Genomic DNA, 24,555 nt, shown 5'->3' with positions numbered 1-24,555 from the left:
CGCCATCAAGGCCTTCCCGCTTTTGCCGATAAAGCGCTTACGGGGCAATTCTTGAGGGCGAACGTCGCATGTCGGCTGTAATGAACTGGTTTGGCCGCACCACGCTGAACACGCGGGTGTGGATGGTGATGTCCATCGTGGTGCTGGGCCTGGTCGGCCAGGTCGTGATGTCGGCCATCGAAAGCCGCGATGCGCAGATGCGTTCGCTCGAGCACGCGCTGGCGCAGCACGTGATGGCGGCTACCGCCGTGGCGGATGCGTTCCACGCCCGCGCGGAAAAAGGCGAGATGAGCGATGCCGAAGCGCGCGTCGGCGCCTTGCGCGATATCGAAGCCATGCGTTGGGATGGCAACAACGGCTACGTGTTCGCGATCGACTCTGGTTTGATCATGCGCCTGCACCCGCTGCGCCACGACGAGATCGGCAAGAACGTCGGCGGGGACGCCGATGGCCACGGCTTCCATCACTACACCGCCATGCGCGATGCGGACGCAAAGGACGGCCACGGGTTCACCCGCTACACGCAGGTGATGCCGAAGACCAACGAACTACGCGACAAGATCAGCTACTCCGCGCTGTACCAGCCGTGGGACCTGCACTTCATTTCCGGTGCGTACTTCACCGATATCGACCAGGCATTCCGCCAGCAATTGCTGCGCGACCTGTGGAAGTCGGGGCTTATCGCTGCGCTGGCGCTGTTCGTCGTCTGGTTCTCCATGCGCAGCATCCGCGCCACGATCGGTGGCGAACCGAACGAAGCACAGCGCATCGCCAGCCGCATTGCCGGCGGCGACCTGCGCAACGAAGGCGCCGCCGACGTGGCACCGGAAAGCCTGCTCGGTGCGCTTGAGCGCATGCGCGGCACGCTGGCTTCCATCGTGGCCGAGGTGCAGCAGGGCGCGCACGTCGTCTCCACCACGGCGGGGGAAATCGCCCGCGGTAACGATGACCTCTCGCAGCGCACGCAGGAGCAGGCCTCCAGCCTGGAAGAGACCGCGGCGTCGATGGAAGAGATGACGGCGACCGTCAAGCAGAACGCCGAGAACGCTACCGCCGCCGATCGCCTCTCGCGCCACGCGCGCGGCGAAGCGGAGCGGGGTGGTGACGTGGTGGCCAAGGCGATGGACGCGATGCGCGACATCGGTGATTCGAGCCGCCGCATTACGGACATCGTCGGCATGATCGACGAGATCGCCTTCCAGACGAACCTGCTGGCACTGAACGCGGCCGTGGAAGCGGCGCGTGCCGGTGAGCAGGGCCGCGGCTTTGCCGTGGTGGCCAGCGAAGTGCGCCGCCTCGCGCAATCGAGTGCAGCGGCATCGAAGGAGATCAAGGCGCTGATCATCGAAAGCGGCGAGCGTGTGGAAGCCGGTGCGGAGCTCGTCGGCCGTTCGGCGGACGCGCTGCGCGATATCGTTGGCAGCGTGAAGAAGGTGACCGATATCGTCGCCGAGATCGCGGCGGCCAGCTCGGAGCAATCAGCCGGCGTGGATCAGGTGAATATCGCCATCGCGCAGATCGACCAGGTGACGCAGGAGAACGCTGCACTGGTCGAAGAGGCCGCGGCCGCCGCGAAGTCCATGCAGGACCAGGCCCAGTCGCTGCGCGACCAGGTGGCGTTCTTTACGGTGGATGGTGGCAAGCCGGTGGAGGTTGCCCCGCCGGCCGCGCAGGATCTGCGTTTTGGCGAAACGAAGAAGAAGGCGGCCGACGCCGGCGCGTGGGCCGAGTTCGCCTGATCGGCTAGTCGTGACGTTTCGTCATCAATGAGCTGAGCCTGCGTCGCTTCAGTCACGGATGGCCAACGCCTACCCTGTGCTCCGTCCTTTCCCCATGACGGAGCCACACCATGTTTGCCATCACCGGTATCACCGGCCAGGTCGGCGCCTCGCTAGCCGAGGCGCTGCGTGCCGCGGGCCAGCCTTTTCGCGCCGTCGTGCGCGATGCCGCCAAAGCCGAGCGTTTCGAGCACTCGGCGATCGCCGAACTCGACGACACGCCCGCGTTGACCCGCGCTTTCGAGGGTGCCGAGGCTGTCTTCATCCTGCTGCCTCCGCTGTTCGATCCTTCCCCGGGCTTCCCCGAGTCGGAGCGCACGATCATGTCCATCCGCGACGCGCTGCTCGCTGCCCAGCCCGGGCGCGTGGTGGTGCTCTCTACGATCGGTGCCGATGCGCCGCATGAGAACCTGCTTTCGCAGCTTGGCCGGATGGAGAAGGTGCTCGGCGCCCTGCCGATGCCGGTGGCCTTCCTGCGAGCGGGCTGGTTCATGGAAAACAGCCAGTGGGACGTGGCGCAGGCACGCGAGACGGGCACGATCGATAGCTATCTCGTGCCGCTTGACCGCCGTATCGCGATGGTCGCCACGAAGGACATCGGCCGGCTCGCCGCGAAGCTCCTGGGCGAATCGTGGGATGGCGTGCGCGTGGTCGAACTCGAAGGCCCGGTGCGGGTGAGCCCGAACGATATCGCCGCCGCGCTGGCCAAGGCGTTGAACCGCGACGTTGTCGTTCGACCGGTGCCGCGCGAGACCTGGGAGCCGCGCTTCCGCGAACAGGGCATGCAGAACCCGGGCCCGCGCATGCGGATGGTCGACGGATTCAACGAAGGGTGGATCGATTTCGGTGCCGGCTCGTTGAAGGGCGAGACCGGTTTGGATGAGGTCATCGCCAGCCTGACAACCCGCGCCTGACGCCCCCGGTAGGAGCCCACCCTGTGGGCGACATCTTTCGCCTCACCGCAACAGGCCCTGCAGCGCTATCGCGAACGGCGTCGCCCACAGGGTGGGCTCCTACCGGTGTCGCGAAGGATGTTGCCCACAGGGTGGGCTCCTACCGTGGGATTGGCTAACCTCGGGGTTACATTCTCGAGGATCGCCCGATGCCCACGCCCAGCTACGTCAACGGCGCCAGCGCCACGCCGCTCCTGGGCGAGACCGTCGGCGCGCTGCTCGATCGCATCACCGCGACGTGGCCGGAGCGCCCCGCACTCGTCGTACGCCAGCAAGGCGTGCGCTGGACGTACCGCGCCTTCCACGCCGAAGTGGAGCGCATCGCGGCCGGCCTGCTGGCACTTGGCCTCGCCCCCGGCGACCGCGTTGGCATCTGGGCGCCCAACCGTGCCGAGTGGGTGGTCGCGCAGTTCGCGGCGCCCAAGGCGGGCCTCATCCTGGTGAACATCAACCCCGCTTATCGCTCGCACGAACTGGCGTATTCGTTGAACAAGGTCGGCTGCCGTGCCTTGATCCTGCCCCGTGCATTCAAGACCTCGCGCTACCTCGATATCCTCGCGGGCCTGGCGCCCGAGCTCGCGCAGGCGGAACCCGGCGGCCTGCGCGCGGCCGCGCTTCCCGACCTGCGCCACGTCATCCTCCTCGATGACGAGGTGGCACCCGGTACGCGCCGCTGGGCCGACGTCACCGCGGACGAGGCTGCGCGCGCCCGTCTGGCGGCGGTCGAGGAAGAACTCGGTTTCGATGATCCGGTGAATATCCAGTTCACCTCGGGTACGACCGGTGCACCGAAGGGTGCGACCCTCACCCACCACAACATCGTCAACAATGGCTTCTTCATCGGTGAGGCCATGCGGCTCACCGAAGAAGACCGGCTGTGCATCCCCGTGCCTTTCTACCACTGCTTCGGCATGGTCCTGGGCAACCTGGCCTGCGTAACCCACGGCGCCTGCATGGTGATTCCCGGCGAGGGCTTCGACGCGTTGGCCACGCTCGAGACCGTCGCCGAAGAACGCTGCACCGGCTTGCACGGCGTGCCCACGATGTTCATCGCCGAACTCGAACACCCGCGCTTCCGCGAGTTCGATCTCAGCAGTTTGCGCACCGGCATCATGGCGGGCTCGCCGTGCCCGATCGAAGTCATGCGGCGCGTCGTGCGCGATATGAACATGGCCGAGGTGACCATCGCTTATGGCATGACGGAAACCAGCCCGGTGAGCTTCCAGACCGTCGTCGATGATCCGCTGGAGCGCCGCGTCTCCACCGTGGGCCGCGTGCATCCGCATGTGGAAGTGAAGATCGTGGATGAGGCCGGCCGTGTCGTGCCTCGTGGCACTACCGGCGAACTGCTCACGCGCGGCTATTCGGTGATGCGCGGCTATTGGAACGATGACGCCAATACACGAGCCGCGCTGGACGAAGCGCGGTGGATGCACACAGGCGACCTTGCCGTCGTCGATGACGAGGGCTACTGCACCATCGTCGGCCGCCTCAAGGACATGATCATCCGAGGTGGCGAGAACATCTATCCGCGCGAGATCGAGGAGTTCCTTTACGGGCACCCGGATATCCAGGACGTCCAGGTGTTCGGCGTGGCTGACGAGCGTTTCGGCGAACAGGTGTGCGCGTGGGTCCGCTTGCGCGATGGCGCCCATGTCACCGAAGCGGGCATCCAGGATTACTGCCGCCGGCATCTCGCGTATTTCAAGGTGCCACACTACGTGCGCTTCGTGGAAAGCTTCCCCATGACGGTGACCGGCAAGGTGCAGAAATACCTGATGCGGCAGACCATGGAGGCCGAACTGGCCGGAAACGCCGCGGCCTGAGCGGCTCAGTCCTGCACTAGAGCTTCACGCTGGAAATCACACTCTTTGAGACAGGGGGAGTACCCGTCGCAAGGGAGGTTTCCAGTGATCAGGGTCCGTCGTTTTCATCCCGCCACGCTGTTCTCCGCCTTCATCCTTGCGCTAGCTGGCGTCGCCATGTTGCTGGGTGGCATCCGCCTGATCAACGAAGGTGGATCGCTTTATTTTGCGGTGTCCGGCGCACTGCTCCTGCTGGTCGCGGTACTCATGCTGTTCCGCGCCCGCCTCTCGATTCCGCTCTACACGTTGTTCCTCCTGGCGAGTGCTGGCTGGGCCGTATGGGAGGTGGGGTTCGACTGGTGGCAGTTGCTGCCACGCCTCGATGTCTGGTTCGTGCTCGGCTTGTGGTTATGGCTGCCCTGGCCACGGCGGGGCTTGAGCCGCGATCCCTACCTTGCTACTGCGCGCGGCACGGGTGGTGGCTTCCTTTTCCTCGGGTTGCTCGTCGTTGCGATCGTTGGCCTGGTGGGCGTGTTCCGTCCGGTGCCGGACGTGGCCGGCGAACTATCGATGGACGATGTGTCGGGCCCGCAAGGCGATCGTGCCGCGCGGGCCGATGGCGACTGGACGGATTACGGTGGTTCGCCGTGGGGCCAGCGCTACTCGCCGCTGAAGCAGATCACGCCCGATAACGTGGCCCAGCTTCAGGTCGCGTGGAAGTTGCAGACCGGCGACCTGCCCGGGCCCGATGATCCGACCGAAACCACCTCGGAAAACACCCCACTCAAGATTGGCGACACCGTGTACCTGTGCACGCCGCATAGCCGGGTGATCGCGGTGGATGCCGCCACGGGTACGAAGCGCTGGGAGTTCGATCCGAAGATCCAGAGTCCGGTGGGCTTCAAGCACTGGGAGCACATGACCTGCCGCGGCGTGTCGTACCACGACGATGCGCGCTACGCCGCCGCGCTCATCCCTGCACCGGCCACGACGGCGCCGGGCGCACCGGCACCGGCCTCCACGGCACCGCTGCCCGCGAACGTACTGGCGGCAGGGACGTGCCCGCGCCGCCTGTTCCTGCCCACGGCTGATGCGCGCCTCATCGCGATCAATGCCGATAACGGCCAGGTATGCGACGACTTCGGCGACCACGGCACGGTGAACCTGCGCGCGAACATCGGTTCGTTCACGCCGGGTGGCTACTACTCCACTTCGCCGCCGGCGGTCACCAAAGACCTCGTGATCATTGGCGGCCATGTCACCGACAACGAATCCACCGACGAACCCTCCGGCGTGATCCGCGCCTATGACGTGCACGACGGCCATCTCGTGTGGAACTGGGATCCGGGCCGCCCTGACGATACGGCGCCCATCGCCCCGGATGGCACGTATACGCGTAACTCGCCGAACATGTGGTCGGTCTTCAGCGTCGATGAAAACCTCGGCATGTTGTACCTGCCGATGGGCAACCAGACACCGGATCAGTTCGCGGGCGGCCGTACGGCAACGTCCGAAAAATATGGCGCGGGTCTCGTCGCGCTGGATATCGCCACCGGCAAGGTGAAATGGAACTACCAGTTCACCCACCACGACATCTGGGATATGGATGTCGGTGGGCAGCCCACGCTGGTGGATATCACGACGGATAACGGCGTGAAGCCAGCGGTGCTCGCATCGACGAAGCAGGGCAGCATCTACGTGCTGGATCGTCGCGATGGCGCACCGATCTTCCCCATTCGCGAAGTGCCGCGGCCACAAGGTGCCGTAGCGGGCGATCACACGGCGGCCACCCAGCCGATGTCGGACGTGAACATGGCGCCCCCCGATCTGCGCGAAGCCGATATGTGGGGGACCACGCCGTTCGATATGTTGTGGTGTCGCGTGCGCTTCCGCTCGCTGCGTTACGACGGGATGTATACGCCGCCGTCGTTGCAGGGCTCGCTGGTATACCCGGGTAACTTCGGCGTCTTCGACTGGGGTGGCATCTCGGTGGATCCCACGCGCCAGTTGCTGCTCGCGAATCCAAGTTACATGGCTTTCCAGTCGCGGCTGATTCCGAAAGAACAGCTCGACAAGATGGAAGTGAGCGAACCCAAGAGCGAAACCGAGGGTATCAAGCAGGCGAAGGGCATTCCGTATGGCATCGAGCTGGCGGCATTCCTCTCGCCGCTGGGTATTCCGTGCCAGGCACCGCCGTGGGGTTATGTCGCAGGCGTCGATCTGCGCAGCGGTAAGGTGCTGTGGAAGCACCGCAACGGCACGATCGTGGATAGCGCACCGCTACCGATCCCGATGCCCTTGGGTGTGCCAAGCCTCGGCGGCATGGTGACGACAGCGGGCGGGCTCACCTTCCTGAGTGGCACGCTGGACTACTACCTGCGTGCCTACGATGTGCGTACCGGCAGGAAGCTATGGGAAGCGCGCCTCCCCGCAGGTGGCCAGGCCACGCCGATGAGCTATGCCGACAGCAAGGGCAACCAGTACATCCTGGTGGTGGCCGGTGGGCATGGCTCGCTCGGCACCAAGCAGGGCGATTGGGTCATCGCATATGCGCTACCCAAATAGCCGCACGCTACCGTTGTAGGAGCCCACCCTGTGGGCGCCGCCTTTCGTACCGCCGCCACAGGGTCTGCAGCTCTTCCGCGAAAGATGTCGCCCACAGGGTGGGCTCCTACTTCGCGAAAGATGTCGCCCACAGGGTGGGCTCCTACTTCGCGAAAGGCGTCGCCCACAGGGTGGGCTCCTACTTCGCGAAAGGCGTCGCCCACAGGGTGGGCTCCTACCATGCGATCAGCTTTGCCGCTTGGGGTTAGGCAAGAACGCCGCGAGCAACCCGATCAACGGCAGGTACGCGCAGATCTGGTAAACGAACTCGATGCCGTAATGATCAGCGAGCTCGCCAAGCACTGCGGCACCAATGCCGCCCATGCCGAACGAAAAGCCAAAGAACAAGCCGGAGATCATCCCCACCTTGCCCGGCACGAGCTCCTGCGCGAACACCACGATCGCCGGGAATGCCGACGCGAGGATCAGGCCGATCGCGACGGTGAGCGGCGCGGTCCAGAACAGGCTCGCATGCGGCAGCAGCAGCGTGAACGGCAACGTGCCCAGGATCGAGAACCAGATGACCTTCTTGCGGCCGAAGCGATCGCCGATGGGGCCGCCGACGATCGTGCCGACGGCGACGGCGCCGAGGAACACGAACAGGTGCAGCTGCGCGGTTTCCACCGACACGTTGAACTTGTGGATCAGGTAGAACGTGAAGTAGCTGGTCAGGCTGGCCAGGTACACATACTTCGAGAAGATCAGCGCGAGCAGTACGCTGATACCGCGCGTGGCATCGCGTGCCGGCGGGGCGGTTTCCTTGTGCGCGGCATGCGAAGCGTGCAGCCGCGGCAGGCCGTGGTGCTTGTACCACTGGCCAACGTTCCACAGGATGGCGCAGGAGAGCAGTGCAAGCAGCGCGAAGAAGCCCAGGCTCGACTGGCCCCAGCGCACGACGACGACGGCGGCAGCGAGCGGGCCCAGTGCCTGGCCGGCGTTACCGCCCACCTGGAACAGCGACTGCGCGAGTCCGTGCTTGCCGCCCGAGGCCATGCGGGCCACGCGCGAGGATTCCGGATGGAACACCGACGAGCCCATGCCCAGCAGGGCCGCACCCGCCAGCAGGATCGGGTAGGCGTGAGCCTGCGACAGCACCAGCAACCCTGCCAGCGAGAACAGCGTGCCGCCGGGCAGCGCCAGCGGCGTCGGGCGCCGGTCGGCATACAGGCCTACCAGCGGCTGCAGGATCGACGCCGTGATCTGATAGGTGAGGGTAATGAGGCCGATCTGCCCGAAATCGAGATGGAAATCGCTCTTCAGGCCGGGGTAAATCGCCGGCAGGAGCGACTGCATCATGTCGTTGAGGAGGTGGCAGAAGCTGATGGCGAAGATGACGCCATAGACGGTGGGAGCGGTAGCGCGGTTGGCCGGCGCCGCCACATCAGCGGGGGCTTGCATGGTTCGGTCCTGGGCTGGGGATGGCGTATGAAACCACGGCCCCGTCTGGCCCGCGCTAGAATGCGGGTCAAAACCCTTCGAGTTTGGGACAAAGGCCATGCCGCCCCTGGATAACGACGCGTTTGAAGCCACGCCACGCCCGGTGATCTCGCGCGGCAACACCTATCCCGCCGCGTTCGAACTGGCGACCCACCAGCACCGCCGCGGCCAGTTGCTCTACGCGTCGGCAGGCACTATCGCCATCACCACGCCCTACGGCGCGTGGATCGCGCCGCCCGAACGGGCCGTGTGGATTCCCTCTGGCACACCGCATGCCGTGCGCATGATCGGCGCGGTCATGACGCATAGCGTGTATATCGAGCCCGAAGTCACCGGCAAGGCCGGCGAGGCCTGCCGGGTCATCACCGTGTCGCCATTGCTGCGCGCCCTGCTGGTCGAAGCCGCCGAAGTGCCACGCGAGTACGACCCGGATGGCCGCGACGGGATGCTTATGGCCCTGCTCGTCGAAGAAATCAGCCGCGCACCGCGCGTGCCGCTGGAACTGCCGCTGCCGACCGACCCCGCCCTCGCGTCCTTATCCGCACGCTTCCTCGAACACCCGAACGTTGCCGAGGGCATCGACGCGTGGGCCGGTGGACTGGGTATGCACCGGCGCAGCTTCACCCGGCTGTTCCGCCGCGAGACCGGCATGAGCTTCGCCCAGTGGCGCCAACAGGCCTGCCTGCTGGCGGCGCTGCCCCGGCTCGCCGCCGGTGACGCCGTGACCGATGTGGCGCTCGACCTCGGCTACGAAAGCGCGACCAGTTTCTCGACGATGTTCCGCCGCGCGCTGGGCAAGCCCCCGACGGACTATCGGGCGGCCTGACGCGCTTCGGCGCAGCCCGCGCGGATCACTTTCTCGACGATTCGCGCCGGCGGGTCGGTGATCTCCACCCATGCCGCCTCGCTGCGCGACGGCTCCTCGAGCGTCGCGAGCTGGCTATCGAGCAGGGCGGGGTTGAAGAAGTGCGCGCCGCGTACCGCGAGGCGTTCGGCCAGGAGCTCGCGCGTGCCGTGCAGGTAGACGAAGCGGACATCGCGGTGGTCGCCGCGCAAGATATCGCGATAGCGGCGCTTCAGCGCCGAGCAGGCGATCACCAGGGACGTGTGGCGGGCGCGGTGCTCATCCATCACCGCCACGATCGCCGCCAGCCACGGTGCGCGGTCGGTGTCGTCCAGGGGGATGCCCTGGGCCATCTTGTCCTTGTTGGCCTGGGGGTGGAGGCTGTCGCCGTCGATAAAGGGCAGGCCGAGGTGGGCGGCCAGGTCGCCACCTACCGTACTCTTGCCGCTGCCGGATACACCCATAACGATCGTGATCATGCGTAAAGCATGACGTGACGTGGGCTACGGAATCGTGAACAGGCTGGCGTACCATCCACGGCTGGCCCCACGACACCGGCACTCCCATGCGAACGATCGACCTGCGTAGCGACACCGTGACCCAGCCCACCGATGCCATGCGCGAGGCCATGCTCCGTGCACCGGTGGGTGACGACGTGTACGGCGAAGACCCGACCGTCAATGCCTTGCAGGATCGCCTCGCGGCGGACCTCGGCTTCGCGGCGGCGCTGTTCGTCCCTACCGGGACGCAGAGCAACCTGCTCGCCCTGATGAGTCACTGCGAGCGCGGTGACGAATACATCGTGGGCGCCGATGCGCATACCTACCGGTTCGAAGGCGGTGGCGCGGCCGTGCTCGGCTCGATCCAGCCGCAGCCGATCCCGCAGGCAGCGGATGGCACGCTGCCGCTCGACAAGGTTGAGGCGGCCATCAAGCCGGTGGACCCACACTTTGCCCGCTCCAAGCTGCTGGCGCTGGAAAACACCTGGCACGGCCGCGCGCTGCCTTTCGAATACATGGCCGCCGCCCGTGAGCTCGCGACCCGGCGTGGCCTGGGCCTGCATCTGGACGGCGCCCGGATTTACAACGCCGCCATCGCTTACGGCCGCCCGGCCGGCGAGGTGGCCCAGGGTTTCGATAGCGTGTCGGTGTGTCTCTCGAAGGGGCTGGGCGCGCCGGTCGGCTCGGTGTTGCTCGGCGATGTGAAGCTCATCGACCGCGCCCGCCGCTGGCGCAAAGTGACCGGCGGCGGCTGGCGCCAGGCCGGCATGCTCGCCGCCGCGGCCATGCACGCCCTCGACCACCATGTGGAACGCCTCGCCGATGACCACGCGCGGGCGAAGCGGTTGGCCGAAGCCCTGGGCAAGATCGATGGCCTCACGCTGCAGGGCTGCCATACCAACATGGTGTTCGTTGATGTCCCCGCGGCGCGCCTGAAGGATCTCGCGGCACACACGGCAGCGAAGGGCATCCGCCTCAGCATCGGTTACCTGCCGTCGATTCGCCTGGTCACCCACCTCGATATCGATGACGAAGGTGTCGAGCGCACGATCGACGCCTTCCGCACTTTCGCCTACTGACCCACGGCGGTTAACGCGGCGCCATCAGCTTCCGTTGCAGGGAGTACAGAATGGCCGCATCGGTCGCATCCAGTGCATCCGTTTCCATCGCCCGGTAGTGGCGATGGAACGCGATGATGGCCGTGCGTGGCACGGAGACGTCGTAACCCACCAGCCGCATGGCGGCAAGGCTGTCGAAGCCCGGCGGCGCCGGTATCAGCGGCGTATCGAACCACAGGCCGTAGCCGTTGCTGGCGAGCGTGGCCCAGGGGAACTGTACGCTCGGGTCATCCTTCCGCCCGGGCGCGATGTCGCCGTGACCGACGATGGCTGTACGAGGGATGCCGAGGCGCGTGGTGATATCAGCGAGCAGGCGGATAAGCGCATCGATCTGCGGCTGGGTAAAAGGCGAGTGGCCGTCGTTGTCGATCTCAATGCCGATCGACGAGGAGTTCAGGTCCGTCATGTCGCCCCAGCGTGCCGCCCCGGCATGCCAGGCACGGTCGCCTTCATCGACCAGCTGATCGATGCGGCCATCCATCTCGACGAGGTAGTGCGCGCTCACCGGACCCTGGCTATTGCGCGTCTTCAGCACGTTCAAGGCAGCCGTGGCGTCACCGATCGAGGTGTGATGCAGCACGATGAGCTGCGCTTTGCGCGCATTGAAGTTCGGCGACGGCGACCAGTGGGCGAGGGCGCTGCGCTGGGGTGCCACGCGCGGGCCGCTTGCGCAGCCCGCCAGCGTGGTGAGAAGCAAGGCCACCACCACGAGGCGGAGCCAGGTGGTGGGGCGCGCGCTCATGCGTCTTCGACCTTGAAATCGACGCTGGTCGCCACCCAGGCGATGCGGTCGTAATTGTCGTTTTCCACTTGATCGGCATCGCCAGCCGTAGCCACGACGATCTGCAGGTCGATGCAATCACGGCCTTCGGAGAGCCACTCACTTTCCTCGCTGATGGCGATGCCGCTGTTGTGCAGGGCATCCTGGAGCTTGCGGATATCGGTGGCTTTGAGTTCGATGTCGTCGTAGACAAGGCTGCCGCCGTGCACTTCGATATCGCAGAGCTTGTTCCCGAGGAAGCGAAGCAGGATGCCGTCCTCGCCATCGATGCCGTACTCATCCTCGTCATCGAAGATGCCCTCGTTTTCCTTCTTGTCGAAGCCGAGTTCGGCGCGCAGTTCCGTGCGCTGCTTGTTGAAGAAAATCTCAATTTCGCCGAAGCGAATGCCTTTGCCGGGGATGAGTTCGTAGTGATGCATGGGCAATTCTCGTCGTAAGTGTCGCGGCATTTCCCGCCCGGATAGCATCGTTCGCATGGCGTGGTTGCGAACAGGCGGTGGCGCCCACGTCAACTCATGGCTTGTGATCGCGACCCAGGTAGTCTTCACTCTGCATTTCGATTAGGCGCGACTCTGTTCGGCCGAACTCGGCACGTACACGGGTGCCATCGTAGAGTTCGGTGATCGGCGCCGCGGCCGACAACGCCAACTTTACGTGGCGATCGTAGAACTCGTCTACCAGCAAGACGAATCGCTTCGCCTCGTTCTCGGTGAAATCGGTGAACTGCGGGACACCCGAGAGGATGACGGTGGGGTATGCCTTCGCCAGTTCGATGTAGTCGGTGACGGCGCGTGGGCCTTCGCACAGGGCGGCGAAATCGAACCAGATGACATTCGGTGCGCGGCGGCGCACCGGGATGTCGCGGGCATTGATGGCAACCGAACCGCCCTCTTCAATATCGCCCTGCGCCTGCGTGGTGAAGATCTTCGCCAGCGAGCGCTCGGCCTCCGGGCCGGGCGGCACGAGATACACCGACGCCTGGCTCAGCGCGCGCAGGCGCCAGTCACGTGGCGACACCATCTCGTGCACCACGCAGTGCTTTTCCAGCGCGGCGATGGCCGGCAGGAAGCGAGCGCGCTGCAAGCCATCCTTATAGAGGTTGGCCGGCACGGTGTTCGAGGTCGTGACGAGCGTGACACCGCGCGAGAACAGGCCCTCGAGCAGGCCGGCCATGATCATCGCGTCGCCGATGTCGGAGATGAGAAATTCATCCAGGCACAGCACGCGGTGCTTCGCGGCGATACGCGCGGCGACTTCATCGAGCGGGCTTTGCCGGTCGCCCAGCTCGCGAAGGGTGGCGTGCGTTTCCTGCATGAAGCGATGGAAGTGCCGGCGCAGCGCCAGTCCGGGCGCCAGGCTGGAGACGAACAGATCCATGAGGAAGGTCTTGCCACGGCCGACGCTACCCCAGAGGTAGAGGCCCTTGACCGTTTCGCGCTGGGCATCGCCACCCAGCATGGATTTCAGCCGGCCGAACAGCCCGCCGCCAGCTGCCTCGGTGGGCTGGCACAGCGCGGCATGCATCCGGTCGAACTCGGCGATGACACCCAGCTGCGCCGGGTCGGATTCCCAGCGGTGCCCGACCACGCCATCCCGGTAACGCTCACCCGGGGTCAGCTCCGGGCAGCTCATGCCTCGTCGCCAGCCGCCTGGGGCGGCCAGTCCTTCACTTCGTGCCTGATCACGCCGCGCAGGTCCATGAGGCGGCGGTGGAAGAAGTGGCTGGTCTCTTCCATCTTCACCAGCCTGGGGCGCTTGTCCTCGGGGAGGCTCTCGACCCAGTCGTAGACGCCCTGGGGTTCGACGATTTCGTCGGCATCGCCCATGACCACGAGCCAGGGGCAGGCGGGCAGGTTGATCGTGGAGAAGTCCCAGCTGCGCCCGGCCGCGGGCGGGGCGATGGTGATGAGCGCGGTGGCCTGCAGGGCGACGGCGTTGCGCAGGGCGACGTAGCTTCCGAACGAGAAGCCGGCCAGCCAGAGCTTCGCGCCGGGGCGCGCCTTGCGTGCCCAGGCGACGACGGCGGCGAGGTCGTCGCTTTCCCCGTGACCCTCGTCGAAGCTGCCTTCGGAGCGGCCGACGCTGCGGAAATTGAAGATGACCGTGTCCAGCCCGGACTCGCGCAGCGCGCGTTCCAGCATGGTCACGACCTTGTTATGCATGCTGCCACCTTCGGTGGAGAGCGGGTGGCAGATGACCGCCACGGCGTTCCTGCGGCCCTCGGTCGCAGCCTTGGCTTCGCATTCGAGCTTGCCCGCGGGCCCGGCCAGCGCGAAGCTCAGCGTTTCGTCCGGGAAGTGATCCGGCGCTGTAGGTAGAAGATCAGTCATGCCCGCCATGATAACCGCTGGCTGCGCGACCCGCGCCGGAGCCACCCCGTGAACGTGCTGGCGCATGCCCTGCTGGCGGGGAACGATGCGGGTTTGCGCCTGGGTGGCGTGATGGGCGATTTCGTCCGGGGCACGCCGGATGAGTCGTTGCCCGTGCGGGTGCGCGACGGGATTTACCTGCACCGGGCGATCGACGGCTATACGGATACGCATCCGTTGGTGCGCAAGGCCCGCGAGGCGATGCCGCCGCCGTTCCGGCGGTATGCGGGGATTTTCCTGGATGTGTGGTTCGACCATTGCCTGGCGCGTGACTTCGCGAGCTATTGCCCGACGCCACTTGAGGCTTTTTCCGACAATCTGCGAGCGGAGATGCATGCGGCCGACGCGATCCTGCCGGATGGCCTGAAGCGCTTCCTCTTATATATGGATGCACACGAGCTGCCAGCGGGCTATGCGGACCTGGAGCGTGTGGCGGCGGCCCTGGGCGGCCTCTCGCGGCGTCTGTCCCGGGCGAACCCGGTGGGCGAGTCGGTACCGCTGCTGATCGAGCACGACGCGATGCTACGTGAAACATTCGCCGCGTTTTTTCCACAACTTCAGGCATTTGCTGCCAATTGGGTGGCCGCCCGATAAGGCTCGCCTTCGGCATCGCGTTGGGCTGGCTCGGCCTTTGGCCATCGCTTTAGCGCTCGGACGTGGTCGCAGGAGAGCCCTCGGCGCCCACCCTCGCTGCTCAGACAGGTCCTCGTCGTTCGAAAGGGAGTGCCGCTGACGCGGCAAATGTACTTATTGCCCTACGGGCGCGAACCGGCAGCCGGGCGGGGCTTTTCGACGAGACGTCCCTGTCTCGTCGAAAAGGAACGGCCATCCATGGCCGTCCCCCCTGCGGGGCTGTTCCCGCCCGGCTGCCTCGCCTGCGAAACTCGCCTCGAGGGTGGGCGCCGAGGGCTCTCTGAGGCACTGAGGTTTCGTGAGAGGAGAGCCGGCAACGGGGCCGTGGCGGCAGGCCTTGCCGCTCGAGGTACAGCCCACCGACAAACCAACGCCCACCCCCGTAGGAGCCCACCCTGTGGGCGACGCCGTTCGCGGCAGCCTTCGGATCTTGCGGCGTCTGGCCCTTGATCGATCGTGCCGTACGAGAGGGCCTGTGCGTTTGGGCGAAAGATGTCGCCCACAGGGTGGGCTCCTACGGCTGTTTGGCAGGTGTGGGGCGCCGCGAGGTCGGCCGTGTTGTCGGCGGTGGCTTTCCCATCGACCCGCCTCGGTGTGTCCGAGAGGCCTTGGCGCCCACCCTCGAGGCGAGTTGTCGGAGACGAGGCGGGCGGACGGGAACAGCCGCCACAGGCGGGGCCGGCCATGGATGGCCGGTCGTTTGAAACCGAGCCAGGAAGGCGAGTTTCAAACCCCCGTCCGCACGCCGGTTCGCGGCCGTAGGCCAATCAGATACATGGCCCCGGAGGGGCATCCTTTTCGAACGTTGGAGACTTGTCTGAGCAGCGAGGGTGGGCGCCAAGGGCTCTTTCCGGAGACGTCCGAGCGCTAACGCGATGGCCAAAGGCCGAGCCAGCCCAACGCGAAGCCGAAGGCGAGCCGTCCCGAGAGGCCACAAAAAAGCCGACACAAGGCCGGCTTTTCGTAGAGCGGGCAAGCGAAGCAGCTTACTTGGCCTGATCGACCATCCACTTCACCGTATTGCCCACCTGCTCCTCCGTCAGGGCCGGATTACCGCCCTTCGGAGGCATATGGTTGCCATCCGGGCCCGTATAACCCTCGATCGCATGCTTGATCAGCGTCGCCGTACCCTCAGCGATACGAGCACCCCAGGCACCCTTGTCACCCAGCTTCGGCGCCCCCGCCACACCCGCCGTATGGCAGCTATGGCACAGGTTGTCGTAAATCGTCTTGCCATCCTTGCTGCCACCGTACGCCACCTGGGAAGCCGCCGCCTTCGCCGCCGCCTCCTGCGCCGCAAGCATCGCCGCCCGGCCCGTATCACCCGCGTAAACGGCACCCGCCGGTGCGATCCGGGCCTCCGTGCGCTTAGCCACGGCCGGATCCTGATCCTTCGGGATATTCGAGTAGATGGTGTAAGCCAACACCATCAGGATGAGGGCCAGAAGGCTTAAGCCAGCGGTAAGCCACGAGAATTGACGGACGAAGTTCTGATCGGACTTGCTCGGAGAACCGCTCACGCACTGACTCCCATCAAGTTTAGGTGGGCCGTCCCCCTCCCCGGGCTCCGGCTTGCCTGCCGCCAGCCGGCGGTCGCACCCGAGTATAACGGAACCTTCGCATTCGTCAGCGGTCCGCCTCCGGGGTGCCCGAAAGTGGCCTCAAATGGGGCCGGATACCTTGGGTAGCATGCCGTCAGTCATGGTGTACCCCTGTCAACCGGCATTGTTCAATGTCGTTCCCGTACACCTATATTGTCGCCGCCGATCCTTCACGTTTTCAGGGTATAAAACCCGCGGCGCGAGGCGCGCCCCATCGAAGGGCGTTGCCATCGAGCGGTTTCTCATTGGGAGCTTTACATGTCGCGTTTTTGGAAAATCGCGCTAGCGGTCATCGTGGTCGTGGTGATCGCCGCCGTTGTCGTCCTACCCCGCATGCACAAGGGTGGTGCAAACGCCCAGGATGCATCCGCCCAGGCCAACGGCGAAGGGCAGGGCAAGGATCAGCCACCCGTTCCGGTCACCGTGGTGCCCGTCGTGGCCCAGGATGTCCCTGTGTACCTCAGCGCCACGGGTACCGTGCAGGCGCGTAACCAGGTCACTGTCAGCCCGCAGGTGGGTGGTCAGCTCATGAAGCTGAACTTCACCGAAGGCCAGGAAGTGAAGCAGGGTGACGTGATCGCGGAAATCGATCCGCGCACCATCCAGTCGCAGTACGACCAGGCCGTGGCCAAGCTCAAGCAGGACCAGGCCTTGTCGGCTACCGCCAAGAACAACCTCGAGCGTTCGCAGAACCTCGTGAGCAAGGGCGGCCAGCAGTACGTCTCCAAGCAGGACCTGGATAACCTGAAGAACACCCTGGACCAGGCCAACGCCACGGTCGTGGCCGACCAGGCCTCGATCCGTGCCGCCCAGGTGCAGCTCGGCTTCACCAAGGTCATCGCCCCGATCACCGGCCTGGCCGGCATCCGCGGCGTCGACGTCGGCAACATCGTCACCACGACCACGTCGATCGTGACGCTGACCGAGGTGCACCCGATCTATGTGACCTTCACGCTGCCCGAGAAGAACCTCGACATGGTCCGCAGCGGCATGGCAGCCAGCCCGGATACGCCGCTCGTCGTCGACGCGCTGGACCGCACCGATGCGCACGTGGTGACCAGCGGCCACCTCGAGGTCATCAACAACACGATCGACACCACCACCGGCACGTTCCGCCTGCGTGGCCTGTTTGATAACCAGAAGACCGAGCTGTGGCCCGGCCAGTTCGTCAACGCGCGCCTCAACGTGCGTACGGTGAAGGGCGGCCTCGTGATCCCGGCGCAGGCCGTGCAGCGTGGCCCCGACGGCGACTACGTCTACCTCGTGCAGGGCGACAACACGGTCAAGATGCAGTCGGTGCAGACCGCTTCGGAAGTCGGCGACAGCCACGTGATGATCACGGGCCTGAAGCTGGGCGAGAAGGTCGTTACCGAAGGCCAGTTCCGCCTGAAGCCGGGTTCGAAGGTGCAGCCGCTGGCCCCGGGCCAGGTGCCGGCCGCGCCGACGGCTGACGAATTGCAGAAGTCGAAGGCCAAGAACGGTCGCCAGGGCGGCGGTCGCCGCGGCGGCTAAGCCTTCGCTCGCGGCGCGTCCATGAGGGACGCGCCGCCAACGGGCCCCGTGGCCCAGACACCAGGACTGAACCGTGGGTTTCTCGACACTCTTCATTCGCCGGCCTATCGCGACCTCGCTGCTCATGGTGGCGGTGTTGTTGCTTGGCATCCTTGGCTACCGGCAGCTGCCGGTCTCGGCGCTGCCGGAAATCGACGCGCCCAGCCTCGTCGTTACCACCCAGTATCCCGGTGCCTCGGCCAGCACCATGGCGGCGCTGATCACCACGCCGCTCGAGCGCAACTTCGGCCAGATCTCCGGTCTCGCGTCGATGAGCTCGGATTCGTCGGCAGGCCTCTCGACCATCGTCCTGCAGTTCAACATGGATCGCGATATCGATATCGCAGCGCAGGATGTGCAGGCAGCGATCAACCAGGCGCGTGGCACGCTGCCGAACAACCTGCCGTATCCGCCGGTCTATAACCGCGTGAACCCGGCCGATGCGCCGATCATGACGCTCATGCTCACCTCCGATACGGTGCAGCTGCGTGACGTGAACAACTACGCGGATTCGATCATTGCGCAGAAGCTCGCGCAGGTGCAGGGCGTGGGCCTGGTGTCCATCGCGGGCAATGTGCGCCCGGCCGTGCGTATCCAGATCAACCCCGCGCAGCTGGCCAATCTTGGCCTCACCATGGAAGACGTGCGCAGCTCGCTGACCCAGGCGAACGTGAATGCGCCTAAGGGCACGCTGAACGGCAAGACGCAGTCCTACAGCATCGGCACGAACGACCAGCTTGCCACGGCCGCCGATTACAAAGACACGATCATCAGCTACACCAACGACTCGCCGGTGCGCCTGAAGGATGTTGCCAACGTCGTCGATGGTGTCGAAAACGACCAGCTCGCCGCGTGGGCCAACGGCAAGCCCGCCGTGCTGCTCGATATCCGCCGCCAGCCTGGCGCGAACATCGTGCAGACGGTGCAGTCCATCCGCCAGACCATCCCCGACCTGCAGAAGGTGCTGCCGGCGGATGTGCACCTGAAGGTGTTCTCCGACCGCACGATCACCATCCGTGCCTCGGTCGAGGACGTGCAGTTCACGCTGATCCTCACCATCTGCCTCGTGGTGGCGGTGATCTTCGTCTTCCTGCGCCGCCTGTGGGCCACGGTGATCCCGTCGGTCGCGGTGCCGCTCTCGCTCATGGGTACGTTCGGCGTCATGGCCTTTGCGGGCATGTCGCTGGATAACCTCTCGCTGATGGCGTTGGCGGTGGCCACCGGCTTCGTGGTCGACGACGCGATCGTGATGATCGAGAACATCGTCCGCTACATCGAACAAGGCCAGGATGCGAAGACGGCCGCGGAAGTGGGCGCCAAGGAAATCGGCTTCACGGTGCTCTCGCTGACCGTCTCGCTGATCGCCGTGTTCCTGCCGCTGCTGCTGATGCCGGGCGTCACCGGCCGCCTGTTCCACGAGTTCGCGTGGGTGCTCACCATCGCGGTGGCCATCTCCATGCTGGTCTCGCTGACGCTCACGCCGATGATGTGCGCGTACCTGCTCAAGGCGGATGAGCTGCCCGATGCGGATGACGCGCATGAGCACGCCACGGCCAGCGGCAAGCACACGGTGTGGTCGCGCATCGTGGAAGGCTATGGCCGCAGCCTCGACTGGGTCCTCGACCATCGCCCGCTCACCATGCTGATCGCCGCGGCCACGGTCGCGCTCACCGTGGTGCTGTACATCGTGATCCCGAAGGGCTTGCTCCCCGAGCAGGACACCGGCCTCATCACCGCCGTGGTCCAGGCCGACCAGAACGTCGCCTTCCCGCAGATGGAACAGCGCACGAAGGCCGTGGCCGATGCGCTGGCGAAGGATCCCGCCGTCTCGGGTGTCGCCGCCTTCATCGGTGCGGGCTCGGTGAATCCCACGCTCAACCAGGGCCAGCTCTCGCTGGTGCTGAAGGACCGTAGCGATCGCGACAGCCTGGACGACGTGCTGCCGCGCCTGCAGCGTGCGGCCGGCAACATCGCGGGCGTGGCGCTGTACCTGAAGCCGGTGCAGGACGTGACGCTGGATAGCCAGGTGTCGGCAACGGAATACCAGTACTCCCTCTCCGACGTGAACTCGACGGAGCTTGCGGGCTACGCGCAGCAGATGACCTCTGCCCTGCGCAAGCGCAAGGAGTTGTCCGATGTGGACAACAACCTCGCCGACCAGGGCACCGCGCTGAAGCTCACCATCGATCGTGATACGGCCAGCCGACTGGGCGTGCCGGTGCAGACGATCGACGACACGCTTTACGACGCGTTCGGCCAGCGCCAGATCTCGACCATCTTCACCCAGCTCAACCAGTACCGCGTGGTGATGGAGGTCTCGCCGGAGTTCCGCAACAGCGCCGACCTGCTCAACAAGCTGACGGTGCGTGGCAACGGCAACGGTGCACTCACCGGTTCGAACGCCACGAGCTTCGGCCAGCTGGCATCGAGCAACTCGGCAACGCCGGCGGGTATCGGCAATACGGGTAACGTTGGCTTCCAGGTGGGCGCGGGTGGCACCATTCCCATCGCCTCGCTGGCCAGTGCCCAGGTCACGACCGCCCCGCTGGTGGTCAGCCACCTGCAGCAGCTGCCAGCGGTCACGATCTCGTTCAACCTGGCGCAGGGTTATTCGCTTTCCGAGGCGGTCACCGCGATCCATGAAGTAGAAAAGACGCTGGACTTCCCGCCGCAGGTGCGTGGCCAGTTCATCGGCAAGGCCGCGGAGTTCTCCTCCTCGGTGGGCGATGAAGTGCTCCTGCTGCTCGCGTCGATCATCGTGATCTACATCGTGCTGGGCGTACTCTATGAGAGCTACATCCACCCGCTGACGATCATCTCGACCCTGCCGCCCGCTGGCGTCGGCGCGCTGCTTGCCCTGCTGATGTGCGGCATGACACTGTCGGTGGATGGCATCGTGGGTATCGTGTTGCTGATCGGTATCGTGAAGAAGAACGCGATCATGATGATCGACTTCGCGATCGAGGCGAAGCGTACCGGCATGAACGCGACGGACGCGATCCGCCGCGCCTGCCTGCTACGTTTCCGCCCGATCATGATGACGACCGCCGCCGCGCTGCTGGGTGCCTTGCCACTCGCGCTCGGCAACGGCATTGGTTCGGAACTGCGCAAGCCGCTGGGTGTGTCGATTGTCGGCGGCCTGCTCCTGTCGCAGCTGGTCACCCTGTACACCACGCCGGTGATCTACCTGTACATGGAGCGATTCTCCGACTGGCTCGCCGAACGCAAGCGACAACGCCTGCTGGCGACCCACGCCCAGCCACGGCCCGCGGACTGATGCGGACCGAGCCTGGGCACCAAGGCTCACTCTCTTTTCGCCGGACGGCTTCCCGCCCGGCGAAACCTTTTTCCGGGACACGCGTTAGGAACGGATTCCCCCGCGCCACCCCACGCCTGCTGAAGCCCCTTGCTCGATGAATATTTCCGGCCCGTTCATCCGCCGCCCCATCGGCACCTCGCTGCTTGCGATCGGTGTGTTCGTGATCGGTCTGATCTGTTATTCGCTCCTGGGCGTGGCGGCGCTTCCGAACATCCAGTTCCCCGCGATCTTCGTGCAGGCCCAGCAGAGCGGTGCGGATGCCAGCACCATGGCCTCCACGGTGGCGGCGCCGCTCGAGCGGCACCTGGGCCAGGTGCCGGGCGTCGAGAGCATGCGTTCGAACAGCTCGGAAGGCAGCGCGTTCGTGCTGCTGTTCTTCCAGAACGGCACCAACATCGATGCGGCCGCGCGAGATGTGCAGTCCGCGATCAACGCGGCCCAGCCCGATCTGCCGGCAGGCCTGCTGAATGCGCCGTCATACCAGAAGGCCAACCCGAACGACGATCCGGTGGTGGTGCTGGCGCTCACCTCGGACACGGTGGCGCCGACCGATCTCTACAACGTCGCCGACTCCATCCTCGCCCAGCGTCTTCGCCAGCAGGAAGGCATCGCCTCGGTCGATATCGCCGGTAGCGCCACGCCTGCCATTCGCGTCGACGTGAACCTGCGTGCGCTGAATGCGATGGGTCTTTCGCCCGACCAGCTTCGCAACGCGCTTACCGCCGCTAACGTCACCTCGCCGCAGGGCTTTCTGTCGGATGGCAAGACGACCATGGCGGTCATCGCCAACGATTCGCTGCACCACGCCGACGAGTTTGCGAAGCTCGTGATCGGCGTGAACAACTCGGTGCCGATCCACCTGTCCGATGTAGCCAAGGTGTACGACGGCCAGCAGGATGCTTACCAGGCGGCATGGTTCAACGGTAAGCCCGGCATCCTGATGTACGTGTACCGCAAGCCGGATGCGAACGTCATCGAGACGGTGGACCGCATCAAGGGCATGATGCCGACGATGCAGGCCTGGTTGCCGAAGGGCGTGCAGCTGCATTCCTTCTTCGACGGCACGCCGACTATCCGCGCCTCGCTGCACGAAGTGCAGGCCACCTTGATGATCAGCCTGTGCATGGTGATCATGACCATGGCGCTGTTCCTGCGCCGCCTCGCGCCCACGGTGATCGCGGGTCTCGCGGTACCGCTATCGCTCGCGGGCGGCTTCGTGGTGATGTACGCGTTCGGCTATACGTTGAACAACCTCACCTTGCTGGCATTGGTGATCGCGATTGGCTTCGTGGTCGATGACGCGATCGTGGTGATCGAGAATGTGATCCGCCACATGGATGAAGGCATACCCCGGTTCGAGGCGGCCTTGTTGGGCGCGCGCGAGATCGGCTTCACGATTGTCTCGATCACCGGTTCGCTCATCGCGGTATTCATCCCGTTGCTGCTGGCGCCCGGCATCATCGGCATGTTCTTCAAGGAATTCACGGTTACGCTGATCGCCGCGATCGTCGTCTCGATGCTCGTGTCGCTCACGCTGACCCCCTCGCTCTGCGCGCATTTCCTCACCGCACATAAGTCGGATAAGCCCGAGTCGCGGCTGGGCCGCGCACTGGAGCGCGCCCAGGATCGCCTGCTCGCTTTCTACCGCGTGTGCCTGGACTGGACGCTGCGCCACGCGCTGCTGATGGCGTTGACGCCACTGGCCCTGATCGCCCTGACGATCATGCTGTTCGGCATGGTGAAGGGCGGATTCTTCCCGCCGCAGGACACGGGCCTGGTCGCTGCTCGCGCCACGGCCAGTTCCACCGTGTCGTTCGGTGAGATGAAGGTGCGCCAGGCGCGCCTCACGGAAATGCTTCTGGCGGACCCGGATGTGAAATCGGTGGGCTCGCGCCTCGGTACGAGCCGTACCGGTTCGACGGGCTCGTTCAATATCGAGCTGAAGACGGTCGCCGAGGGGCGGCAGGATACGACCTTCGATGCGGTCGATCGTCTTTCGGCCAAGGCCAACAAATACCCCGACCTCAACCTGCGCCTGCGCCCCATCCAGGATCTGCCTACGGGTGGCGGCGGTGGTTCGTCGCAAGGTGGTCAGTATTCGGTATCGCTGAAGGGCAACGATCTTGGCGAGCTGGAAGTATGGTTGCCCAAGCTGGTGGAGGCGCTGAAGAAGAGCCCGATCCTGAAGGATGTCGGCAGCGATATTGACGCCCAGGGCCTGCGCCAGAACATGGTAATCGACCGCGACACGGCAGCGCGCCTTGGCGTATCCATCGGTAATATCGACGGCGCCTTGTACAACGCCTTCGGCCAGCGCGCGGTGTCCACGATCTATTCGGATATCAATCAGTACCGCGTGATCGTCAACGCGATCCCGACCCTCGCGGCGACACCCGAAGCGCTGAACCAGATCTACGTGCGCGCGAACAGCGGCGCGATGGTGCCCATTTCGGCCGTGACGAAACAGGAGCCGGGCCTGGCGCCCAGCCAGATCGTGCACGAAGACCAGTACACGAGCATGGGCGTGAGCTTCAATCTCGCCCCGGGCGCGAGCATGGGTGAAGCCATGGTGGTCATCCAGAAGACCATCGATGGCATGCGCATGCCGGGCGATATCCGCCTGGATGAAGGCAGCGATTTCCGCCGATTCCAGCAGTCGCAGAGCGATATGCCGTTGCTGATCCTGGCGGCCATCATCGTGGTGTACCTGCTGATGGGCATGCTCTACGAGAGCCTGATCCACCCGGTGACGATTCTCTCCACGCTGCCTGCGGCAGGCGTGGGCGCGCTCGCGGCGCTCGTGATTACCGACACCGAACTCTCGGTGGTGGCGATGATCGCGCTGGTGCTGCTCATTGGTATCGTGAAGAAGAACGCGATCATGATGATCGACTTCGCGCTCGTGGCGCAGCGTGACCACGCGTCGAATCCGAAGGACGCGATCCGCGAGGCCTGCCTCGTGCGCTTCCGCCCGATCATGATGACCACCATGGTGGCGATCCTCGCCGCGTTGCCGCTGGCCATCGGCCTGGGCGAGGGCTCGGAGCTGCGCCGCCCGCTGGGTATCGCCATGATCGGCGGCCTGCTGATCTCGCAGAGCCTGACGTTGCTCTCCACCCCGGCGCTGTACGTGATCTTCGCGTGCCTCTCCGACCGCTGGAAGGCGCGCAAAGCCCGCCGCAAGGAGCGCAAGGCCCTCCGCGCCGCGCGCGCCTGACCCGGGCGGTGTTGCATCTGCAGCAAAGGTGTCATGCGGTGGGGT

17 protein-coding genes are annotated in these 24,555 nt (G+C 65.4%); 10 read left to right on the top strand and 7 right to left on the bottom strand.

The genetic code is table 11. The features are described 5' to 3' along the window. Nucleotides 1-68: 68 nt before the first annotated feature. From L2Y96_RS20995 to L2Y96_RS20980, 4 genes are all read left to right on the top strand, one after another. Nucleotides 69-1,739: a methyl-accepting chemotaxis protein gene (locus L2Y96_RS20995; protein WP_247330161.1), complete on the top strand. Its 1,671-nt coding sequence runs from the start codon at nucleotides 69-71 to the stop codon at nucleotides 1,737-1,739. Between the two features lie 110 nt (nucleotides 1,740-1,849). Beyond that, nucleotides 1,850-2,692, top strand: a complete 843-nt coding sequence (locus tag L2Y96_RS20990) for an NmrA family NAD(P)-binding protein (RefSeq protein WP_247330158.1) — start codon at nucleotides 1,850-1,852, stop codon at nucleotides 2,690-2,692. A gap of 188 nt (nucleotides 2,693-2,880) precedes the next feature. Then, nucleotides 2,881-4,557 (top strand): AMP-binding protein, encoded by a 1,677-nt coding sequence (locus L2Y96_RS20985; RefSeq protein WP_247330155.1) that lies wholly within the window; start codon nucleotides 2,881-2,883, stop codon nucleotides 4,555-4,557. A gap of 84 nt (nucleotides 4,558-4,641) precedes the next feature. Beyond that, nucleotides 4,642-7,101: a membrane-bound PQQ-dependent dehydrogenase, glucose/quinate/shikimate family gene (locus L2Y96_RS20980; RefSeq protein WP_247330153.1), complete on the top strand. Its 2,460-nt coding sequence runs from the start codon at nucleotides 4,642-4,644 to the stop codon at nucleotides 7,099-7,101. Nucleotides 7,102-7,326: 225 nt separating this feature from the next. Here the strand turns inward: L2Y96_RS20980 and L2Y96_RS20975 are convergent, their stop codons facing one another. Further along, on the bottom strand, nucleotides 7,327-8,538 hold the full coding sequence (locus tag L2Y96_RS20975; RefSeq protein ID WP_247330151.1) for an MFS transporter: 1,212 nt from the start codon (nucleotides 8,536-8,538) through the stop codon (nucleotides 7,327-7,329). A gap of 97 nt (nucleotides 8,539-8,635) precedes the next feature. Here L2Y96_RS20975 and L2Y96_RS20970 point away from each other — a divergent pair, with 97 nt between their 5' ends. Then, on the top strand, nucleotides 8,636-9,403 hold the full coding sequence (locus tag L2Y96_RS20970; protein ID WP_247330149.1) for an AraC family transcriptional regulator: 768 nt from the start codon (nucleotides 8,636-8,638) through the stop codon (nucleotides 9,401-9,403). On the opposite strand, the gene L2Y96_RS20965 is transcribed toward L2Y96_RS20970, so the two are convergent. After that, a complete protein-coding gene (locus tag L2Y96_RS20965; protein WP_247330147.1) occupies nucleotides 9,388-9,900 on the bottom strand; it encodes a gluconokinase in 513 nt (170 codons plus the stop codon). The genes L2Y96_RS20970 and L2Y96_RS20965 overlap by 16 nt on opposite strands. An 86-nt stretch (nucleotides 9,901-9,986) precedes the next feature. Here L2Y96_RS20965 and ltaE point away from each other — a divergent pair, with 86 nt between their 5' ends. Further along, complete coding sequence (ltaE, locus tag L2Y96_RS20960) at nucleotides 9,987-11,000, top strand: low-specificity L-threonine aldolase (protein WP_247330146.1); 1,014 nt, start codon at nucleotides 9,987-9,989, stop codon at nucleotides 10,998-11,000. 10 nt (nucleotides 11,001-11,010) lie between these two features. Here the strand turns inward: ltaE and L2Y96_RS20955 are convergent, their stop codons facing one another. From L2Y96_RS20955 to L2Y96_RS20940, 4 genes are all read right to left on the bottom strand, one after another. Then, the gene (locus L2Y96_RS20955) at nucleotides 11,011-11,781 is read right to left on the bottom strand and encodes an N-acetylmuramoyl-L-alanine amidase (RefSeq protein WP_247330144.1); all 771 of its coding nucleotides are present in this window, start codon (nucleotides 11,779-11,781) and stop codon (nucleotides 11,011-11,013) included. After that, nucleotides 11,778-12,239 (bottom strand): hypothetical protein, encoded by a 462-nt coding sequence (locus L2Y96_RS20950; protein WP_247330143.1) that lies wholly within the window; start codon nucleotides 12,237-12,239, stop codon nucleotides 11,778-11,780. Before L2Y96_RS20950 ends, L2Y96_RS20955 begins: the two co-directional genes overlap by 4 nt. 94 nt (nucleotides 12,240-12,333) lie before the next feature. After that, the gene (zapE, locus tag L2Y96_RS20945) at nucleotides 12,334-13,452 is read right to left on the bottom strand and encodes a cell division protein ZapE (RefSeq protein WP_247330141.1); all 1,119 of its coding nucleotides are present in this window, start codon (nucleotides 13,450-13,452) and stop codon (nucleotides 12,334-12,336) included. Continuing rightward, the gene (locus L2Y96_RS20940; protein ID WP_247330139.1) at nucleotides 13,449-14,150 is read right to left on the bottom strand and encodes an alpha/beta hydrolase; all 702 of its coding nucleotides are present in this window, start codon (nucleotides 14,148-14,150) and stop codon (nucleotides 13,449-13,451) included. The genes zapE and L2Y96_RS20940 overlap by 4 nt, the downstream gene beginning before the upstream one ends. A 48-nt stretch (nucleotides 14,151-14,198) precedes the next feature. On the opposite strand from L2Y96_RS20940, the gene L2Y96_RS20935 reads away from it, so the two are divergent. Beyond that, the gene (locus L2Y96_RS20935; RefSeq protein ID WP_247330135.1) at nucleotides 14,199-14,783 is read left to right on the top strand and encodes an acyl carrier protein phosphodiesterase; all 585 of its coding nucleotides are present in this window, start codon (nucleotides 14,199-14,201) and stop codon (nucleotides 14,781-14,783) included. A gap of 1,025 nt (nucleotides 14,784-15,808) precedes the next feature. Here the strand turns inward: L2Y96_RS20935 and L2Y96_RS20930 are convergent. Continuing rightward, on the bottom strand, nucleotides 15,809-16,342 hold the full coding sequence (locus L2Y96_RS20930) for a c-type cytochrome (protein ID WP_247330133.1): 534 nt from the start codon (nucleotides 16,340-16,342) through the stop codon (nucleotides 15,809-15,811). A gap of 339 nt (nucleotides 16,343-16,681) precedes the next feature. Here L2Y96_RS20930 and L2Y96_RS20925 point away from each other — a divergent pair, with 339 nt between their 5' ends. The 3 genes from L2Y96_RS20925 (at nucleotide 16,682) to L2Y96_RS20915 (ending at nucleotide 24,510) form a co-directional block, all read left to right on the top strand. Next, entirely contained in the window at nucleotides 16,682-17,935 is a 1,254-nt protein-coding gene (locus L2Y96_RS20925; RefSeq protein ID WP_247330131.1) for an efflux RND transporter periplasmic adaptor subunit, read from the top strand. 73 nt (nucleotides 17,936-18,008) lie between these two features. After that, a complete protein-coding gene (locus tag L2Y96_RS20920) occupies nucleotides 18,009-21,251 on the top strand; it encodes an efflux RND transporter permease subunit (protein ID WP_247330128.1) in 3,243 nt (1,080 codons plus the stop codon). A gap of 136 nt (nucleotides 21,252-21,387) precedes the next feature. Then, complete coding sequence (locus L2Y96_RS20915; RefSeq protein WP_247330126.1) at nucleotides 21,388-24,510, top strand: efflux RND transporter permease subunit; 3,123 nt, start codon at nucleotides 21,388-21,390, stop codon at nucleotides 24,508-24,510. Nucleotides 24,511-24,555 lie beyond the last annotated feature (45 nt).

Source organism: Luteibacter aegosomaticola (genome assembly GCF_023078475.1).
In the GTDB taxonomy this organism is placed as follows: Bacteria; Pseudomonadota; Gammaproteobacteria; order Xanthomonadales; family Rhodanobacteraceae; genus Luteibacter; species Luteibacter aegosomaticola.
The sequence above is the reverse complement of the archived record's forward strand: the minus strand, read 5'-3'. Positions and strand labels throughout refer to the sequence as shown.